The 16,842-nt window shown below is 62.2% G+C and carries 16 protein-coding genes; 10 read left to right on the top strand and 6 right to left on the bottom strand.

Translation table 11 applies throughout. The annotated features are described in order from the left end of the window. Positions 1–178: 178 nt before the first annotated feature. Positions 179–2,068, top strand: coding sequence for an O-antigen ligase family protein (locus LFT43_RS19560; RefSeq protein WP_395799701.1), 1,890 nt, complete (start codon positions 179–181; stop codon positions 2,066–2,068). 78 nt (positions 2,069–2,146) lie between these two features. On the opposite strand, the gene LFT43_RS19555 is transcribed toward LFT43_RS19560, so the two are convergent. Then, positions 2,147–3,073, bottom strand: coding sequence for a LysR substrate-binding domain-containing protein (locus LFT43_RS19555; RefSeq protein ID WP_395799699.1), 927 nt, complete (start codon positions 3,071–3,073; stop codon positions 2,147–2,149). Between the two features lie 602 nt (positions 3,074–3,675). Here LFT43_RS19555 and LFT43_RS19550 point away from each other — a divergent pair. From LFT43_RS19550 to LFT43_RS19530, 5 genes are read left to right on the top strand one after another with little or no spacing between them, the layout of a single operon-like run. Continuing rightward, on the top strand, positions 3,676–4,464 hold the full coding sequence (locus LFT43_RS19550; RefSeq protein WP_395799697.1) for a LamB/YcsF family protein: 789 nt from the start codon (positions 3,676–3,678) through the stop codon (positions 4,462–4,464). Between the two features lies 1 nt (position 4,465). Next, positions 4,466–5,188, top strand: a complete 723-nt coding sequence (locus LFT43_RS19545) for an allophanate hydrolase subunit 1 (RefSeq protein WP_395799695.1) — start codon at positions 4,466–4,468, stop codon at positions 5,186–5,188. Next, complete coding sequence (locus LFT43_RS19540) at positions 5,185–6,198, top strand: biotin-dependent carboxyltransferase family protein (protein ID WP_395799692.1); 1,014 nt, start codon at positions 5,185–5,187, stop codon at positions 6,196–6,198. Before LFT43_RS19545 ends, LFT43_RS19540 begins: the two co-directional genes overlap by 4 nt. Positions 6,199–6,253: 55 nt before the next feature. Further along, positions 6,254–7,594 carry an MFS transporter gene (locus LFT43_RS19535; protein WP_395799690.1) on the top strand — a complete coding sequence of 447 codons (1,341 nt, stop codon included), beginning with the start codon at positions 6,254–6,256 and terminating at the stop codon, positions 7,592–7,594. Positions 7,595–7,654: 60 nt separating this feature from the next. After that, entirely contained in the window at positions 7,655–8,404 is a 750-nt protein-coding gene (locus tag LFT43_RS19530) for an SDR family oxidoreductase (protein WP_395799688.1), read from the top strand. Between the two features lie 198 nt (positions 8,405–8,602). Here the strand turns inward: LFT43_RS19530 and LFT43_RS19525 are convergent, their stop codons facing one another. After that, on the bottom strand, positions 8,603–9,037 hold the full coding sequence (locus LFT43_RS19525) for an acyl-CoA thioesterase (RefSeq protein ID WP_184740220.1): 435 nt from the start codon (positions 9,035–9,037) through the stop codon (positions 8,603–8,605). Between the two features lie 226 nt (positions 9,038–9,263). Here LFT43_RS19525 and LFT43_RS19520 point away from each other — a divergent pair, with 226 nt between their 5' ends. Next, positions 9,264–10,157 carry a cytochrome c oxidase assembly protein gene (locus tag LFT43_RS19520; RefSeq protein ID WP_395799685.1) on the top strand — a complete coding sequence of 298 codons (894 nt, stop codon included), beginning with the start codon at positions 9,264–9,266 and terminating at the stop codon, positions 10,155–10,157. A gap of 13 nt (positions 10,158–10,170) precedes the next feature. On the opposite strand, the gene LFT43_RS19515 is transcribed toward LFT43_RS19520, so the two are convergent. From LFT43_RS19515 to purB, 3 genes are all read right to left on the bottom strand, one after another. After that, a complete protein-coding gene (locus LFT43_RS19515; RefSeq protein ID WP_395799683.1) occupies positions 10,171–10,674 on the bottom strand; it encodes a GNAT family N-acetyltransferase in 504 nt (167 codons plus the stop codon). Between the two features lie 124 nt (positions 10,675–10,798). Beyond that, positions 10,799–11,458, bottom strand: coding sequence for a histidine phosphatase family protein (locus LFT43_RS19510; RefSeq protein ID WP_395799681.1), 660 nt, complete (start codon positions 11,456–11,458; stop codon positions 10,799–10,801). 221 nt (positions 11,459–11,679) lie between these two features. After that, positions 11,680–13,122 carry an adenylosuccinate lyase gene (purB, locus tag LFT43_RS19505; protein WP_395799679.1) on the bottom strand — a complete coding sequence of 481 codons (1,443 nt, stop codon included), beginning with the start codon at positions 13,120–13,122 and terminating at the stop codon, positions 11,680–11,682. Between the two features lie 195 nt (positions 13,123–13,317). Between purB and LFT43_RS19500 the strand changes: the two genes are divergently transcribed. Together LFT43_RS19500 and LFT43_RS19495 are read left to right on the top strand one after the other, a co-directional pair. Further along, a complete protein-coding gene (locus LFT43_RS19500) occupies positions 13,318–13,626 on the top strand; it encodes a hypothetical protein (protein WP_395799677.1) in 309 nt (102 codons plus the stop codon). Continuing rightward, a complete protein-coding gene (locus tag LFT43_RS19495; protein WP_395799675.1) occupies positions 13,626–15,089 on the top strand; it encodes a hypothetical protein in 1,464 nt (487 codons plus the stop codon). The genes LFT43_RS19500 and LFT43_RS19495 overlap by 1 nt, the downstream gene beginning before the upstream one ends. 33 nt (positions 15,090–15,122) lie before the next feature. Here LFT43_RS19495 and LFT43_RS19490 read toward each other — a convergent pair whose 3' ends face one another. Continuing rightward, a complete protein-coding gene (locus LFT43_RS19490; protein ID WP_395799673.1) occupies positions 15,123–15,551 on the bottom strand; it encodes a phage holin family protein in 429 nt (142 codons plus the stop codon). Between the two features lie 74 nt (positions 15,552–15,625). Between LFT43_RS19490 and LFT43_RS19485 the strand changes: the two genes are divergently transcribed. Continuing rightward, positions 15,626–16,744 carry a histidinol-phosphate transaminase gene (locus LFT43_RS19485; protein WP_395799671.1) on the top strand — a complete coding sequence of 373 codons (1,119 nt, stop codon included), beginning with the start codon at positions 15,626–15,628 and terminating at the stop codon, positions 16,742–16,744. Positions 16,745–16,842: the final 98 nt, after the last annotated feature.

Raw genomic sequence — 16,842 nt, 5'->3', positions numbered from 1 at the left:
ATACGACGGAAATTGCCCGCCAACCGATGTCCGTTATAAAGCAGACTTTTCAGACTATAGCGGACTGCCTCTCCCATATGCGACACAATTCACACGCACTTTCAACCGACTAACCGGACGGCCGGCTCATCCGATGCATGGTAAAAAGGTTCGTTGCCCCACTTTGCCGAGGAGATGCGTGAAAACCCGGATTAGCCCGAGGAACCTGAGCCCGGCCCCGGCTCTTTGCATCTGGCTTATGGCCGGCTCCTTACTGGTGTTCCTGCCAGGCGGATTGTTCAGGTTCGACTGGCCCAAGATCCTTGTCCTCCTGCTGGCACTCGGCGCCGGGCTATTCGTCGGCGCCGGCGGACGGGTGCCGAGATCCGTCCGGTTCATTGTGGGTGCCGGCGCGACGGTCCTGTTGGTGGCGGCACTGTCCTCTGCCGATCCGGCCGCGGCCTTGCTTGGACGATGGCCACGATATGAAGGCCTGCTCGTGCTGGGCGTTTACGCAGGGCTGATGGTTTTGGGCGCCAACGTGCTGGGAGGACCGGAGCAGAACCACCGTTGGCTCGTGTTCCTCCGCGCTCTAGCAGGCGTGTCCGTTATTTTGGCCGTAGTTTCTTCCCTGGAATCAATGGGGCTGCGTCCTCTCGGCGGTGCTGCGGACCTCCGCCCCGGTGCGACGCTCGGGAACGCCTCCGACCAGGGGTTGGTGGGTCTGATGATCACGGCCGTACTGGCTCTACCAGCCGTCCGGGGCGGTCGCGCCAACTGGTTTCTGTCCGCAGGATGTGTTGCGGCGGTGCTCACGACCGTTCTATCAGGATCAAGAGCGGCGCTCCTGGGCCTGATTGTTGCGATAATCATCCTCGTACTGGGGGTCGTGCTCGGAGAGGGACGAATCGACCGTCGGACAGTAACGACGGCGATCAGTGCAGTGGTCGGGGCAGGACTTTTGGTTCTACTCGTTCCCGGGCTCCGCGAACGGCTAATGACCGGCTCAACGATAACGGGCCGCTGGCTTCTCTGGGCGCAGTCATTGAAGATGGCCGCAGACCACCCATGGTCCGGAGTGGGACCGAGCGGTTTCGTTGACGTCTTCCCGGCCTATCAAAACCAGCAATGGGCCATCCAAACAGGCGGAGACTTTCCGCCGGACTCCCCCCACCTTTGGCTCCTGCAGGCATTACTGGCGGGCGGGATCCCGCTACTCCTGTTGGCCTTGCTGCTGGCCGCGTCGGTCCTGGCCGCCGCTGTTCACCGGATCCGCACCGCGGACGATCAGCAACGAATCAACCTGATCGGGCCGTTCGCCGCCATGGCCGGCTACGGCGCAGGACTGCTAACAGGCTTCACCTCGCCGGGCACCACCCCGCTCGCCGTCTTCCTCTGCGGCGGACTAATCGCAACAACCACCCGACAGGCTCCGTTACTTACCGGAAAATTCGGTCTTGTAGCTGAGAAGCTGCGGTCCGGGCGCCTCCGTTTCGCCCTGGGCGCCGGCGCGATCGCCACGGGGTTTGCCTTTGCCCTGCCGGCGACCGCCGCGGAATGGCCAATGGACGCAGGAGCCCACTTGGCCCGAGACGGCGACACCGCCGGGGCGGAACATCAATTCCAATCCGCGTACTCATTGCGGCCCTGGGACAGCGACACTGCCCTACTTGCCGCCCAGGCATTCGCCGGGCCAGCCGCCGACGGAAACCCCGAAGCCGCCGCTCGGGCCGTTGAGTGGGCAAAAATCTCCCTGGGCGGGACGCCGGGCTCGATCGAAGCCGGCCTGGCCCTGTCCATCGGATACATGCACACCGGCAACCTCCAGGCCGCAAAAAGTCACCTCGATACCCTCATCACCCGCGCCCCCTACACAACCGCCCTGTACATCCAACGCGGCGTAACGAACTTCGGCCTCGGAAACCCCCAACAAAGCCTCACTGACCTGCAGACCGCCGCAACGCAGTCACCATCTTCACCTCTACCATGGTCGATCATGGCCGGAGTTTACGATCGGATCGGCGACCCCGGCAAAGCAGCAGCGGCCCGGCTTAAGGCCGACCAGATCAATGCGGGCAACGGTAAATAAACGGCTCACGCCCATTGCCGCACCGACAGCAGCCTGAACATAATCTGATGTAGATGCAACTCTCACCGGACTATCCCATCAAGACGGATCCGCCGCGTATTTGCTGATCAGTTGTTGCTGCAGCATCTCCTTGACCAGGATGAGCACGGCCGAGGCGGCCTCGGACAGCGGCTCATGGTCGGGGGTGCACAGGGCAATCTTGCTCTGTAGAGCGGGTTCGATGATCCGCAATACCTTGAAGTTCTCATCGGGGAAGAGCGCATCGGCCGCGGATTTCGGCAGGACCGTGGCCCCGAGGTTCGCGCGAATGAGCCGAATAAGCGAGGGAACGGATTCCACTTCTCCTACGAGCCGCAGGGGCAACCCCCGGTCGGCCAATCCCTTCTCGATGATCTGGCGCAGGGTGTGGTTCTTTTCGGGGAGGAACAGTCCAAGGCTGCTGGCTTCTTCAAGGGTGACGGTTGTTCGACCATGGGTCACATCGACATCCTCATGGGTCACCAAGTGAAGGTCTTCCACAATCATGGTGGTGAACTGCACTCCACGGATCTTCCCTGGCTCGTAGATCAGGGCCATGTCGAGGCGGCCATTCTTAATTGCCTCGCTCAGCACGCCGCCGAAGATCTCCGTCAGGTGCACCACAATGTCCGGGTAACGCCGGCCAACCTCTCGGATGATCTGCGGCGTCAGGCTGGAGGCCATGCTGTACGGTGCGATCGCGATGGACACCCTACCCGACGGTGCCGCTCCGGACGTCGCCACGTCCTGCCGTGCCTGTTCGACGAGGCGCAGGATGGTCTGGGCATGGCGATACAGGGTGTGGCCAGCGGCAGTTGGCTCGACTCCTTGTTTGCTGCGGATCAGCAGGCGTTGCTTAAGGTCGCTTTCCAGTGCAGACACCTGCTGGCTGAGGGCAGGTTGGGCGACGTGCAGCGCCGCGGCGGCCTTGGTGATGCTCCCCGAATCGACGATCTTCACAAAGTATGAGAGCTTCCGCGTGTCCATGGGTCTGCCTTCCTCTAGGCCCGCATCTGGGCATAGATGCCATAAGGAAATTCTATGTGGGGACACACAATCCGTCTTTGTGTGACCTGTCTCTCAACGACTAATTTGAGATCCACATCCCCATGGTGGCGTTTCCCAATCATTACTGACAGTTCGTTGACTCCCATCAACCAAATTGTCCCGATACCCAAACATAGACGCATTTGGGACGCTGCCTCACAAGTAGATCGTCACGTAAAGAGCACTCTATGAGACTTTCGGGCAAATCGCCCTCCGGCCGCGGCAGGTCCACTGCACTCGCCGCCCGCCGTCGTCGACTTTCAGTAGAGGGGACGACGATGACGGGCCGGCGGCATGCGGTCTCTGCCAACAGGATGTGCCGTAGGTCATAACCGGGAGCTATCCCGTGATAGCGAATAGGTCTTTGTGCCCGAAGTTCGTGGGTGCGAGACTTCTATCACCAAAGAATTACCGACAGTTCCTCTGATTGAAGAATTTTAGCCAAACACTTTCAATCAAACAGGCAACTGAATTCACCGGATATTCCAGCCGTTCGTATGGAATTGCCGGACCCCAATGCAGAACCACGGAAAGAGAAACACGTGAACCCGACAATTGATCTTGTAGCGGATCTTGGAGAGGGCTTCGGTGCGTACACCATAGGCAGCGACTCCGATCTTCTGGAGATCGTTTCAAGCGCCAATATCGCTTGCGGGTTCCATGCAGGCGATCCCGACATCATGGATGCAACAGTCGCCGAATGTGTTCGCCGCGGAGTCGGCATCGGAGCGCATCCGAGCTTCCCCGACCTCCGTGGCTTCGGCCGCCGGGACATGGGCCTCAGTGCTGACGAGGTACGTTCCGATGTGTTGTACCAACTCGGAGCCCTGTCCGGCTTCGCGGCTTTCCACGGAACCAAGGTCACCCACATTGCGCCGCACGGCCGGCTGGGAAACCTCGTAGCCGTGCGTGGGGACTACGCCGCCGCCGTGGCTGAGGCCGCCGCCCGCGTAGACAATGAACTCATCGTTGTCGCCCAGGAGGGCGAGCTGGCCCAGGCTGCACGTTCCGCCGGTTTGGCCGTGGCCATTGTGGGCATCGTCGACCGCGCATACCAGGAAGACGGCACGTTGGTTCCCCGCAGCCAGCCCGGCGCCGTACTACACGATCCCTCGGCCATTGTGGAGCGAACGGTCCGCATGGTGTGCGAAGGCAAGATCCGCTGCGCCAACGGCACCGACATCGACATTTCCACGGACACCGTCCTGCTTCATGGGGACAATCCAGGCGCCGTCGAACTCGCCCGGCTCATCCGCTCGGAACTCATCTCGGCCGGCGTCCGGATCGCCCCGTTGGCAGAGGTCATGGATGCCAAGAGGAAGGCGGCCTGACATGTCCGTTCTCACTGCGGCTCCCACTGAGATCTACGAATCCGGAGACTCCGCACTGCGCGTCGTCGCACTTGCTGAAGCAACTGAGGACAACTGGCAGACAGTCCACCGTCTTGCGGACTGGCTCGAGAGCTGTGGTGCCGAGGGCCTTCACGGCGCGGTACCCACCTACGATTCCGTGCTGGTGGAATTCGACCCCGTCCTGGTATCGGCGCGCCAGGTTCGCGCGTTCGTCAAGCTGGGACTCCTCGAAATGGGCCGTTCCGCCGGCGCCGCAACGGCGCCCCGTGAGTTTGATGTCCCGGTGGTATACGGGGGCGAATATGGTCCAGATCTGGAGAAAGTAGCCGAATACCAGGGCATCGACACGGAGGAAGTCATCCGCCTCCACACCGAAAAGACGTACACGGTCCGATGCCTGGGTGCTCCTGCCGGCTCGCCCATGATGGACGGCCCCGCGTTCCCCAAGCCTGTGCCGCGCCTCAAGGATCCGCGGCTCAGCGTCCCGGCAGGAGCAGTGGCAGTGGCAGGACGCCAAGCCGTCATCGCTCCCGCGGCTGCGCCGGGTGGTTGGTGCGTCATCGGGCAAACCCCTTTGACCGTCCTGAACATTCGCCGTGAACCGCTGGTCCCCTACAGGCCCGGAGATTTTCTCCGGTTCCGTCGGATCGAGGCCGGAGATTTCGACTCGTACGTCGGCAGGGAATTGGAACCACGGCCATGAGCGGGCGCATTCTCATCCAGCAACCCGGTAACGCCGTGGTCACAGACCTTGGCCGGTTCCGCGGACCTCGCTTTGGACTGCCGGTCAACGGTGCCCTGGACCAGTATTCGGCCCGGGCCGCCAACATCCTGGCAGGCAACCTGGACAACGATCCCCTAGTGGAGATCACGGCCCTCGACTTCAGGATGAAGGCCCACTCCGACATCCTGATCGCTGTTACGGGGGCTCCGCTGACACTCACCGTCGGAGGGCGTCCATGCAGCCAGTGGGAACCGGTTTCGGTCCGTTCCGGCGAGACGGTGTCCATCCGGGGAATCAACCGCGGCCTCCGTGCATACCTGGCCATTCACGGCTCGGTTGAGGTACCTACGTTGTTGGGCAGTTGTGCTCCGGACACCGTTGTGGGCTTCGGGCTGCAGCTCAAGGAAGGAACCACACTCCTCAACCGCCGCAGCGTGGGCCCTGTCCGCCAACCGTACTTCGACCTTCCACTCTTCCGCCTTGGCCTTGAACGGCCGAACATCGGGTCGGAACTGCTGGTCGACGTGACAGACGGACCGGATGTCGCCGACTTCGGTGATTCCGGCGAGTTGCTCTTCACTTCGGAGTACGCCGTGAGTGGCCGGAGCAATCACATCGGGCTGAGGCTCGGCGGTGAACTTCCGGAAAGAACCTCAAGTGGTGAAGTGCTTTCACGCGGGGTGCCGGTGGGCGCCGTCGAGGTTCCCTCACGGGAAGAACTGCTGGTACTGCACCGGGGACGCGGCGTCACTGCCGGATATCCAGTCCTCGCTGTGGTCACCAGTAATGGCCTGGATGTCCTTGCTCAAGCCCGCCCGGGCGACAAGGTCCACTTCAGGAAAACAACAGTGGCGGAGGCAACTTCCGCCCATCGGCGCTCGCGGGCGCAGCTTGAAACACTCCGCGAATCCGTCAACACAGTCTTCGGACTACTTGGCATTGGATGCCGACCCCAGTGGCAGGACCTCCCGGTTGCGGCATGCAGCTAAAAACCTGTCCTCAAAACCAAGGCGTTGCTACGCTCAACATCAAGAAGGAAATGTCATGACCGCAAACACCAACGCTGCACCAGTGCAGCATGAACGGCTCACGGGCCGTCAAACGCGCAAGGTTGTCACCGCAGGCTGCGTTGGCATCTTCGTGGAACTCTATGACAACGGCATCTTCGCCTTCATGGCCGGAACGCTTGCCTTGGTGTTCCTCGCCCCGGGCAACCCGGACAACGCCCTGTTGTTCGTCTTTGCCGGCTACGCAGTATCGTTCTTCGTCCGGCCCCTTGGCGCAGTAGTTTGTGGCTATCTGGGCGACCGGATCGGCAGGCAAAAGCTACTGGTCTTCGTGATTCTCTTGATCAGCGTGGCCACCGCCGGGATCGGCGTCTTGCCCACCTACGCGGCCATCGGCGTCGCGGCCCCTGTGCTGCTGGTCCTCTTGCGGATGCTGCAGGGCTTCTCCGTTGGCGGCGAGGCCGCCGGAGCCATGACCTTCCTGGCTGAGCACGCCCCCGAGGGCAAGCGCGGCATCATCACCTCCTACGCGCAGATCGCATCGTTCGCAGCCCTGCTCACCGGTACCCTTGTGGCGTTCTCCATGTCTCCGTGGCTCACCCAGGCTGCCATCGACGGCGGCGGCTTCGGCTCCTTCGCGTGGCGCGTCCCGTTCCTGGTCGCCATTCCCATGGGCGTCATCGGCTTTTACATCCGCAAGGCCATCAGCGACACCCCCAACTTCGTCAAGCTCAAGGAAGAGGGCGGCCTTTCCAAGAACCCGCTCAAGGAAGCCTTCAAGTCCGCTGAACACCGCCGGGCAATGGTTCTGGCCCTCTTCATCCCGCTCATGAACGGCTCCGGCTACTACGTCCTGTTCTCCTACATGCCCACGTTCCTCAAGGGCAAGCAGCTGAACTTCACTATCGGCGAGGCGCTGTTCATCACCGCCTGCAGCCTGGTTGTCATCTGCATCGCCATTCCCTTCATGGGCGCCCTGTCCGACCGCATCGGCCGCAAGAAGGTCATCGCCGGCTCCGCCATCGCCATGACCATCCTGGGCATCCCGTCCTACGCCCTCATCGCAACAGGAAACATGGGCCTGGCTATCCTTGGCGCCTCCATCATGGCCATTGTCTTCGCTGGCCACACGGCAGTTATCCACATCCTGATCGTTGAGCTGTTCCCCACCAGGGTCCGGTATTCCGCCTACGGCCTCGGCTACAACATCTCCTCGGCTCTCTTCGGCGGAACGGCCCCGTTGCTGATGACCTGGCTCATCAGCAGCACCGGAAACATCTACATGCCCGCCTTCTACGCGGTCATCACGGCCCTCGGCACGCTTGCAGCCGTGAGCACGGTCAAGGACCGGGCCCACGAACCCCTGCGCGACGCTTAACCGCCACTGTGACCTCCGGGCACACTTCGTGCCCTCCATTCCCCACCTTTTGGAGAAGTAATGTCTTTTTCCGACTACAACACTGCCCTCGTCACCGGAGCGTCAACCGGTATGGGTGCCGCGATTACCGAGCGGCTGGCCAAAAGGGGCCTGACCGTTCATGCCGTGGCCCGCAACGAGGAACGCCTCAGTGAATTGGCCGATCGTACGGGAGCCATCCCCCACGTAGTGGACCTGACCGACACGGCAGCCCTGGCCGCCGTCGTGAGTGACCTGAAGGTCGACGTCCTGGTCAACTGTGCCGGGGTTTCCCGGCCGGGGAACCTCCTCGACTCATCCGAGCAGGACATCGACGAGCTCATTGACGTCAACCTTCGAGGCCTGCTTCAGCTCACGCGGCTGGTCCTGCCGGGGATGGTGGAGCGCGACCTCGGCCACATCATCAACATCAGTTCCATCGCCGGCGTCTACAACTTCTACGGCCACACGGTCTACCACGCCACCAAGGCGGCGGTGCACCAAATCTCCCGGCAGCTCAGGAATGACACGGTTGGCAAGCGCATCCGCGTGACGGAGATCTGCCCCGGCCGGGTGGAAACCGAGATCTTCGGCCGGAACATGGGTGGCACGCCTGAAGCCATGGAAGAAGCATGGAAGACGTACTACGAAGGCTACGAGTCGCTGACCACCGACGACATCGTCAACGCCCTCGACTACGCCGTCGAAACCCCGCGCCACGTCAACGTGGGCATGCTTGAGCTCATGCCCACGTTCCAGGTCCCCGGTGGTCTTACCTTCGACCGGCGCTAATCGCCGCCCCGCCTGAGGCGCCGCGCCCCGTCCCGGGCAGCCCAAAGGTTCCGATGACATCACTCCCGTCACCGGAAATACAAGCTGGCGGCCGCGAATTTCGCGGCCGCCAGCACCCGTTTTCCGGGAGTGTCAACGAGAAGGGCGACGCGCGCCCTGGTTCCTGGCAAGCTTTTTGGAGGGCCCGACGTCGGGCGCTCAGTCCTCGTGGAGCGCTTGCGTCAGGTGGTGCGTGGGGATGCGGTCGCGGTCGTAGGTGATTTCCGTGTAGCCGTGCGGTTCCGGCCGGCCGTCGTGCCCGAGGTTGACGAAGACGATTTCCTCGATGGTCAGGATGCTCTCGCGAGTGATCATGTTGCGCACCTCCGCCCGCATGGTCAGTGAGGTCCGGCCGAAACGGACTGCCGTCAGGCCCATTTCCACCAGATCGCCCTGGACGGCTGAGCTCACGAAGTTGATTTCGGAGATGTACTTGGTGACGGCGCGGCCGTTTCCAAGCTGGAGGATCGCGTAGATTGCCGCTTCCTCGTCGATCCATTTCAGCAGGCTTCCACCGAACAGAGTGCCGTTGGCGTTGAGGTCCTCCGGACGTACCCATTTGCGGGTCCGGAACGTGATGTCAGCCTTTTCCATAATGCGAGATTAGCCGAGGCCGGGCGCCCGCGTCTTGTACAGCGTGCCATGCTTGGCGGGACTCCGTAACATGGATAGGGTGCACCCGGTTCAGGGCACAACACGACACACGCCGATTCGCGCACCATGCGGCACACCGGGAACGCGCTGGAGGAACCATGAAGATCGACAAGACCCACCGTAGTGCTGGCCTGACCGCCAGGCATTCCGGCTGGAACCGCTGACCATGCCACCGTTGGACGTTGTGATGGGCGCCTGGTCAATGAATTGGCCTGCCTTGGTCATTCTTGTTGCCGCCGTAATCCTGTATTCAAAGGGCCTGGTTGCCGCCAAGCGCCGGGAGATCCGCTGGCCTTTGTGGAATTCCTTTGCCTTCTTTGCCCTTGGACTCGGCAGTTTCGCTGCCCTCAGCTTTGGATTCCCGGGCACCTACAGCCACGACCTGCGGTGGGCTTTCACCCTCAAAGTGACGTCTTACCTGTTTGTGGTACCGCTGTTGATCGGCCTGGGAAAGCCGCTAACGCTGGCAAGGCAGACCCTGGGCCCAGTGGGTGCAGAACGGGTGGAAGCGATTCTCCGGCACAGGCTGGTCCGGATGCTCAGTAACACACTCGTGGCGGCGCTTCTGGGGCTCGCCATGTTCACGGTGTTCTTGACCCCGCTGTTCCATGTGCTCCGGACCAACCCGGCCGCCGACATCATGCTGACTTTGCTGGTCCCTGTCATGGGCCTCCTCATGACGGTTCCGATCATGGAAGACGGCGCAGGACGCACTGGATCACTCATTGTGGTCGAGTTCATTTTCGTATTCATCGAGCTGCTCGCCGACGCCGTGCCGGGCGTCCTGATGCGGCTCAGCCCGGGAATTCTCGACGGCGCCACCTCAGTTTTGGGCAATCAACCAGGCTGGTTCCCATCACCGCTGCGCGACCAGCAACTCGCCGGGGACCTGATGTGGTTCCTCGCGGAGATCGTGGACCTTCCCCTCATCATCCTGATGTTTGTCCGGTTCTCCCGTAGCGACAAACACGAGGCCAAGAGCTTCGACGACCTGAGCGATGAAGAAATCGAAGCCCTGAATCGGGCACATCTGGCCCAGGGCGGACGCACCTTGGATTGATCTGGCGGGGTCCTTAGGCCATCGCGGTGTGCGATGCGCTATGCGAATCGATCGGCTTCGCGTAACACTGCGAGTGGCTGACGCCGATGTACGGACCGAAGTTGGGCACTGCGGCGAAGCCGGCGCTTTCGTAGAAGCTGCGACCATCCGACTGGGCCGATCCCGCTTCCGCTGTGATCACGCTGAAGCCGTGGGAGTGCGCTTGCGCTTCCAGCGCGGCCAGGATGGAGCTCGCCACTCCCGAACCCCTGGCGTAAGGGACAACGTAGAGGCGTTTGATTTCTGCAGTCTCAGCGTCCAAGATCCGCAGGCCGCCGCAACCCAGGGGCTGTCCAGAGCACTTTTCGTAAGCCACGACGAAAACGGCAGTATCAGCTTCCGATGGTGCGGGTCCGGGCTCGTGGTCTGAGTTGCCGAATCGCGCGTCCAGTTCCGCTTGCTGGGCGGCGCGGAGGTCTGCACCCACTGGGTTGGCCCAGGTGACCTGTTTGATGTTGAGCCGCGGATTGGTCTGCATCGGAACCTCTTTCGCCGGAGGGGGTTATGCAAATCAAGCCTAAGAAGCGGGGGTTACCGCGGTGTTTCCTCCGCGTAAGCGTCCGGAGAAATACCGGCGCGTGGGGCTGATCTTCAGACGGGCGTTATTCGAGGGCGTCGCCCGTGGGATCCTCTGCCGTCCGGTCGGCCAAGGCAAGTCCGCCCACAGGGCTTTGGTCCCAATGCAGCAGACGCCAGCCACTCTCCGGGTCGCCTTCGAGCACCACGATTCCGGTGTTCTGCAGCTGGTGGGTGGCGGCGAACTCGCGGCCGACATCGACTGCGCGGCGCCCGGCCCAGCAACGGATCGCGGCACCATGGCTGACCACGACGGCGGTCTCGTCGCCCGCCGCCGCCACCTTGGCGATGGCTGCGTCGTAACGGGCGAAGAACTCGTGACCGTTACCCGCTCCTGGCATGCGGACGTCCAATTCGCCGTCGGTCCAGGCAAAAACCGTGCTCATGTACCGGTGGTGCGATTCGTGGTCGGTGAGCTTCTCCAAAGCACCCGCCTCGACCTCCTGCAGACCCTCCAACACGGTGGTCTCGAGTCCCAGGGCTTTGGCGAGCGGGGCGGCGGTCAGTTGGGTGCGGATCAGGGTGGACGCATAGATGGCCGTGATGTCTTCGTTGGCAAGGGATGCAGGGAGTGCGGCGGCTTGACGCTCGCCCAGTTCAGTCAGCCCCGGACCGGGAAACGCTGTGTCCAATTGGCCCAAGACGTTTCCGGGGGTTTGCCCGTGGCGGATAAGCAAGAGCCTCATGCTGACACAGTCCTAACAGTCGATTCGGAAATGCCGGGTCCACGCGGCGTTGCGACCCGGTGACTTTCAGCCAATCAGGCACGGCAGCCAAGCGCTGCCAGACACGCCGATCGGTCGGCAGCGCAGCCGGCGAGCGACCCGAGCAGGCGCCGACGGTGGGCAAGAACTCGGTGCCCTGGCCCGCCGTCGAACGGCTGTCACCGTTTCTGCAGCGCTGTGTTCTACTTCAGGTGGTCCACAAGCTGATTGGCGATACCGGTGTACTTTCCCGGAGTCAGGGCCAGCAGCCGTGCCTCGGCCTCGGGGGACAACCCCAAGCCGGAGACGAACTCCTGCATACGGACGGCGTCGACACGCTGGCCGCGGGTGAGATCCTTGAGACGCTCGTACGGGTTCTCCATGCCCTCAACGCCGGCGATGGCCTCCGCCCGCATGACCATTTGGATGGCTTCGCCCAGGACTTCCCAGTTGGTGTCGAGATCGGCCGCCAATACCTCCTCGGCAACGTCCAGGGCCTTCAGTCCCTTGGCGACATTTGAGATTGCAAGAAGCGAGTGCCCGAATGCGACGCCGATGTTGCGCTGCGAGGAGGAGTCTGTGAGGTCTCGCTGCCACCGGGAAGTCACCAGGGTGGCGCCCAGAGTGTCCAACAACCCGTTGGAGATCTCAAGGTTGGCCTCGGCGTTTTCGAAGCGGATCGGGTTGACCTTGTGCGGCATGGTGGAGGACCCGGTGGCGCCTGCGACCGGGATCTGGCGGAAGTATCCGATGGAGATGTAGCTCCAGATGTCCGTGCAGACGTTGTGGAGGATGCGGTTGAAACGCGCAACGTCGGCGTAGAGCTCGGCCTGCCAATCGTGGCTCTCGATCTGGGTGGTCAGCGGGTTCCAGGTCAGGCCCAAGCCCTCAACGAAGGACTGGGCTATTGCCTGCCAGTCGGCACCCGGAACGGAAGCGACGTGCGCCGCGTACGTGCCGGTGGCGCCGTTGATCTTGCCTAGGTATTGCGTCCTGGAAACGCGGTCCAGCTGGCGGTTCAGGCGATGCGCGATGACTGCCAGTTCCTTGCCCAATGTGGTGGGCGTGGCGGGCTGGCCGTGCGTGCGGGAAAGCATGGGGACGGCGCGGTTTTCCTCGGCCATCGCTTCGATCTGCCTCACCAAGGCGCCGGCCGCGGGTAGCCAGACATCCTCCACGGCGCCCTTGACGCCCAAGGCGTAGGAGAGGTTGTTGATGTCTTCCGAGGTGCAGCCGAAGTGCACCATCGCGGTCAGGTTCTCGATACCGATCGCGGGAAGGCGACGGCAGATGTAGTACTCAACAGCCTTCACGTCGTGGACTGTGACTGCTTCGATTTCGGCGAGTTCCGTGACCGAAGCGGCGTCGAACTCGGTGACGATGCCGCGCAGCTTCTCCTGCTGTTCGGGGGCCAGGGGGCCGGCGCCAGGGAGCACATTGTTGCCTGTCAGATGGATGAGCCACTCGACCTCGACGGCCACACGGTCGCGGTTGAGGGCGGCCTCGGAAAGGTAGTCGACCAGGGGAGCGACGGCGGACTGGTACCGGCCGTCCAGCGGGCCAAGGGCGATCGGCTCCGGCGAAGCGGCAAGGGCCAGGCGTCCAGAGGGCGTACGGGTAACAGCGGCGGCGACGGTTTCAGGCATGAGGCAATTCTTTCATGAACTCGCTCTGCGTCATTAAGCGGTCCTTCTCTATGTGCAAAACCACTCGGCTTCCCCTCCACAACTATGTTTCCGGCAGTTTGTCCACATAGCCCATCAAGGCGGTTCCGCACCCACGGCAGCTCAACGTAACGTCGGTGCCACGACATCAACTTGGACCTACAGGAGGACTACGTCATGAGCGTCATTCAGGTGGCGGCCGGGGGACCGGATCTGGATTCCCAGCTAAGTGTTTCGCGTGGAGCGGAGGTGCAGCAGCTCGGATGGCGGATGACCGCCTGCGCAGACCGGGCCGACGCCGTGCTTGGCAAGCTGGCCCAGCTGCAACTGGACCGCTGGGAGTCGCCCGCGGGCCGTGCCTACAGGACCACTGTCGCTTTGCAGGCTGCGTCCCTGCGAAGCGGGCGCGATGCCTTGCGCGAGGCAGCCGCGGTGACTCTTCGGCATTCCCAGAATGTGGCATCGAGCGGCCAGCCGGGCTTCTGATGGTCGAGATCGCTCCCGTCGGCGGGGGTGGGTCGCCCCGCCCCAAAGCACCCGAGCCGGACGGCCCACTGCGAATTCGTGGCGGTGTCGGCGGAATCAATTTCCAATTCGAGGAGCTCCTTGCTGGCGCAACCGCGCTGGACGAGCTCGTGCACCAACTGCAGGCCATTGAAATAGAGGCCGAGGCGGTGCGGGTGGCTCTCTTTCCATATCAAGCCTCCTTCTACACAAGCGGAAGCAACGCCATCATCGCAGTCGGGGAAAGTGGCCGGGACATCGGGCGGGTTCGTGAGCAGCTTCAGCGAATTGGCAGCGATGTCAGGGCAAGCCACCGTGAATATGAGTTTGCGGAATCACATGCGGCGATCCGCCTTCGAATGGGCTTGGGAATGCCAGTCCTTGGGGCCGGTCCGAATCCGCTGGACCTTGGCTGGCGGGGCGCAACGGAAGGAGTCGTCCGGGATTTGACCCGGATATTGGAACTGATGATGGGGTTGCCCCCGGTGGCGGCCAACCTTGTAGGGGCCATGGTTGGCCCCACCGACGTCGGCGCCGTTTTGAGAGCCATCGTAGCTACCCCTGGGTTGGCGTTCCTGAGGCCACGTCCCATCAACGTCAGTCGAGGGGAGACCACCACGAAAAGCATGGACCTGTCGGCTCCAGGATTGCTCCGCGAGCTAGGGCGTGTCTCAGCTAGTTCGGAGGGCGAAATTGAAGTAGCGCAAGTAGATAAGGACGGAGAACGGGCATGGGTGGTGTTGATTCCGGGTACTCAACCGGGCAATCCGCCAGGGGGTAGTAATCCATTGGATGAGGCCGGCATTGCCGAAGCACTGGGCTACGAGTCGGCGGAAACCAGCAAGGCCATCCGTCAGGCGCTGCGTGAGGCAGGTGCTGCTGCGGGCGAGTCGGTGGTGGCGGTGGGCCACAGCCAGGGCGGGATCCATGCAATGAACCTGAGCAAGGACAAGGCGTTCCTCGACGAGTACCACCTCAAGTTTGTGGTGACGGCAGGATCACCTGTCGGGGGCATCACGCCGCGAGAGGGTACCGGCAGCTTGCACTTGGAGCACAAAGACGACTGGGTGCCAGGTGCCGACGGCAAAGCCAATGCTGATACCAAGGACAGGGTCACGGTCACCATGACCAATCCGCTGAGCCTGGCCCCAGGGGAAGACCCAGGCCGCCTAGGTCCCGCACATAAGCTCTCGCACTACGAGGAAGGGGCGAAGCTGGTGCAGCTTAGTTCCGATCCTTCCCTTGCGGCGTCCACCACGACTCTTGGCGGGATACTGGGCGCTGGCGGAATGGCCAAGGTCAGCAGGTTCAAATTGGGTCGTGAAGCTCCCCAGCCTGCACGGGTTCCGGGTCCCCACGTGCCTGTGCCCTCCCGATCGATGCCCGCTCCGAGAGTCCAGCCGCCCGTTCCGTCAGATTTCCGCTCCGGATCGGGAGCCCGGTGAGGAAGGCCGCCGAAAAGGCTGGCTCAAATCCTCCTAGCGCCTGTTAGCGCCCGGAATCCAGCTAGCCACGACCGAGATCAGGCTGATGATGATAGCGGCGAGAACTGCGGTCCAGAAGAAGCTATCGATTGTGAGGTGTACCGGCGTGTAGCTGCTCAGCCAAGCTGTCAGCGACAGCATGGCCGCGTTGATGACAATCGTGAACAAGCCGAGAGTCAGGATTGTGATTGGAAGGGAGAGCAGCTTGACCAATGGCCGGACAAAGGCATTGACGATGCCAAAAATGAGCCCTATGAAGAGATACGCAAGAACCACGCCCAAGGTATCGCTGCCTTGTGTGACCCCCGCGTTGTTGACTGCGTTGGTGGTTGCCGAGGTGGAAATATCCATCCCAGGCAGAATCCAGCTGGCAACCCAGATGGCCAGCCCGTTGATCAGGACACGCACAATGAATGAACCCATGCGCCCATGCTTTCACATGCGCAGACCGGAAAGCCCACCCTCACGTCTCGAATGCCTACAAGTAGGCTGGTGCCATGAATTCTTCTGACAACGCACCGGAGGGCGTGCGTCCCCGCCCGGTTGTGGACAGGCTCCCCAAATATGCGGCAGGCAAGCCTCCCACAGCCATAGAAGGCCTGACCAGCTACAAACTGTCTTCCAACGAAAACCCGTTGCCCCCGATCCCCGCTGTGCTCCAGGCCATTGCCGATCAGTCGGACATCAACCGGTACCCGGACCCTCTCTCCACCAAGCTGCGCACGGCGCTCGCCGAATTTCTAGGAATCCCCGCGGACGACGTCGTCACGGGAGCCGGAAGCCTCGGGGCCCTGAACCAGATTCTTTCCACGTTTGCAGGACAGAACCACGACGGCAAAGCCGATGAGGTCATCTACGCCTGGCGCTCCTTCGAGGCATACCCCATCTGCGTGGGGTTGGCCGGTGCTGAGAGTGTCCAGATCCCTTTGCTTTCCGACGGACGCCACGACCTCGAGGCCATGGCAGCTGCTGTCACAGTCCGCACTAAGGTGATTTTGCTTTGCACGCCGAACAACCCCACGGGTCCCATCCTCACTGCGGAGGAAACGGAGCGGTTCATCCAATCGGTGCCTGCTGGCGTGGTTGTGGTTATCGATGAGGCCTACCAGGAGTTCGTTCGGGACCAGAACGCCGTGGACGGCATCAAGCTGTACAGCAAGTACCCCAACGTGGTTGTCCTCCGCACGTTCTCCAAGGCCCACGGGCTTGCAGGGCTGCGCGTTGGATACAGCGTTGCCGGTCCGGATCTCACCCAGCACCTGCGAGTCGCGGCCACGCCATTTGCGGTGTCACAGATAGCTGAACGCGCCGCTATTACCTCCTTGGAGAATTTCGACCAGGTTGTTGAAAGGGTACAAAGCCTGGTTGATGAGCGGGACCGGGTGACGGCCGGGCTCCGGGAGTTGGGATGGTTCGTCCCTGAGGCCCAGGGCAACTTCGTCTGGTTGAATCTGGGAGGGAACAGCGCCGAATTCGCCGCCCTGGCAGGCGAACGGGCGTTGTCCGTGCGTGCTTTCGGCAACGAAGGCGTCCGGGTCAGCATCGGAGAGGTTGAGGCCAACACCCGATTCCTGGAGCTCTGTGCGTCCTATACAAAAGCGCCGCAGGCTTCCTAGCGGTTAACAAATGCCCCTGCGTCCCTTACTGCGGATAAAGTAAGGGACGAAAGCCAAGATATGCCGATTCCGGAATGCATTCCGGAATCGGCATATAT

The organism is Arthrobacter sp. FW306-04-A, from assembly GCF_044358315.1.
Taxonomy (GTDB): Bacteria; Actinomycetota; Actinomycetes; order Actinomycetales; family Micrococcaceae; genus Arthrobacter.
The sequence above is the reverse complement of the archived record's forward strand: the minus strand, read 5'-3'. Positions and strand labels throughout refer to the sequence as shown.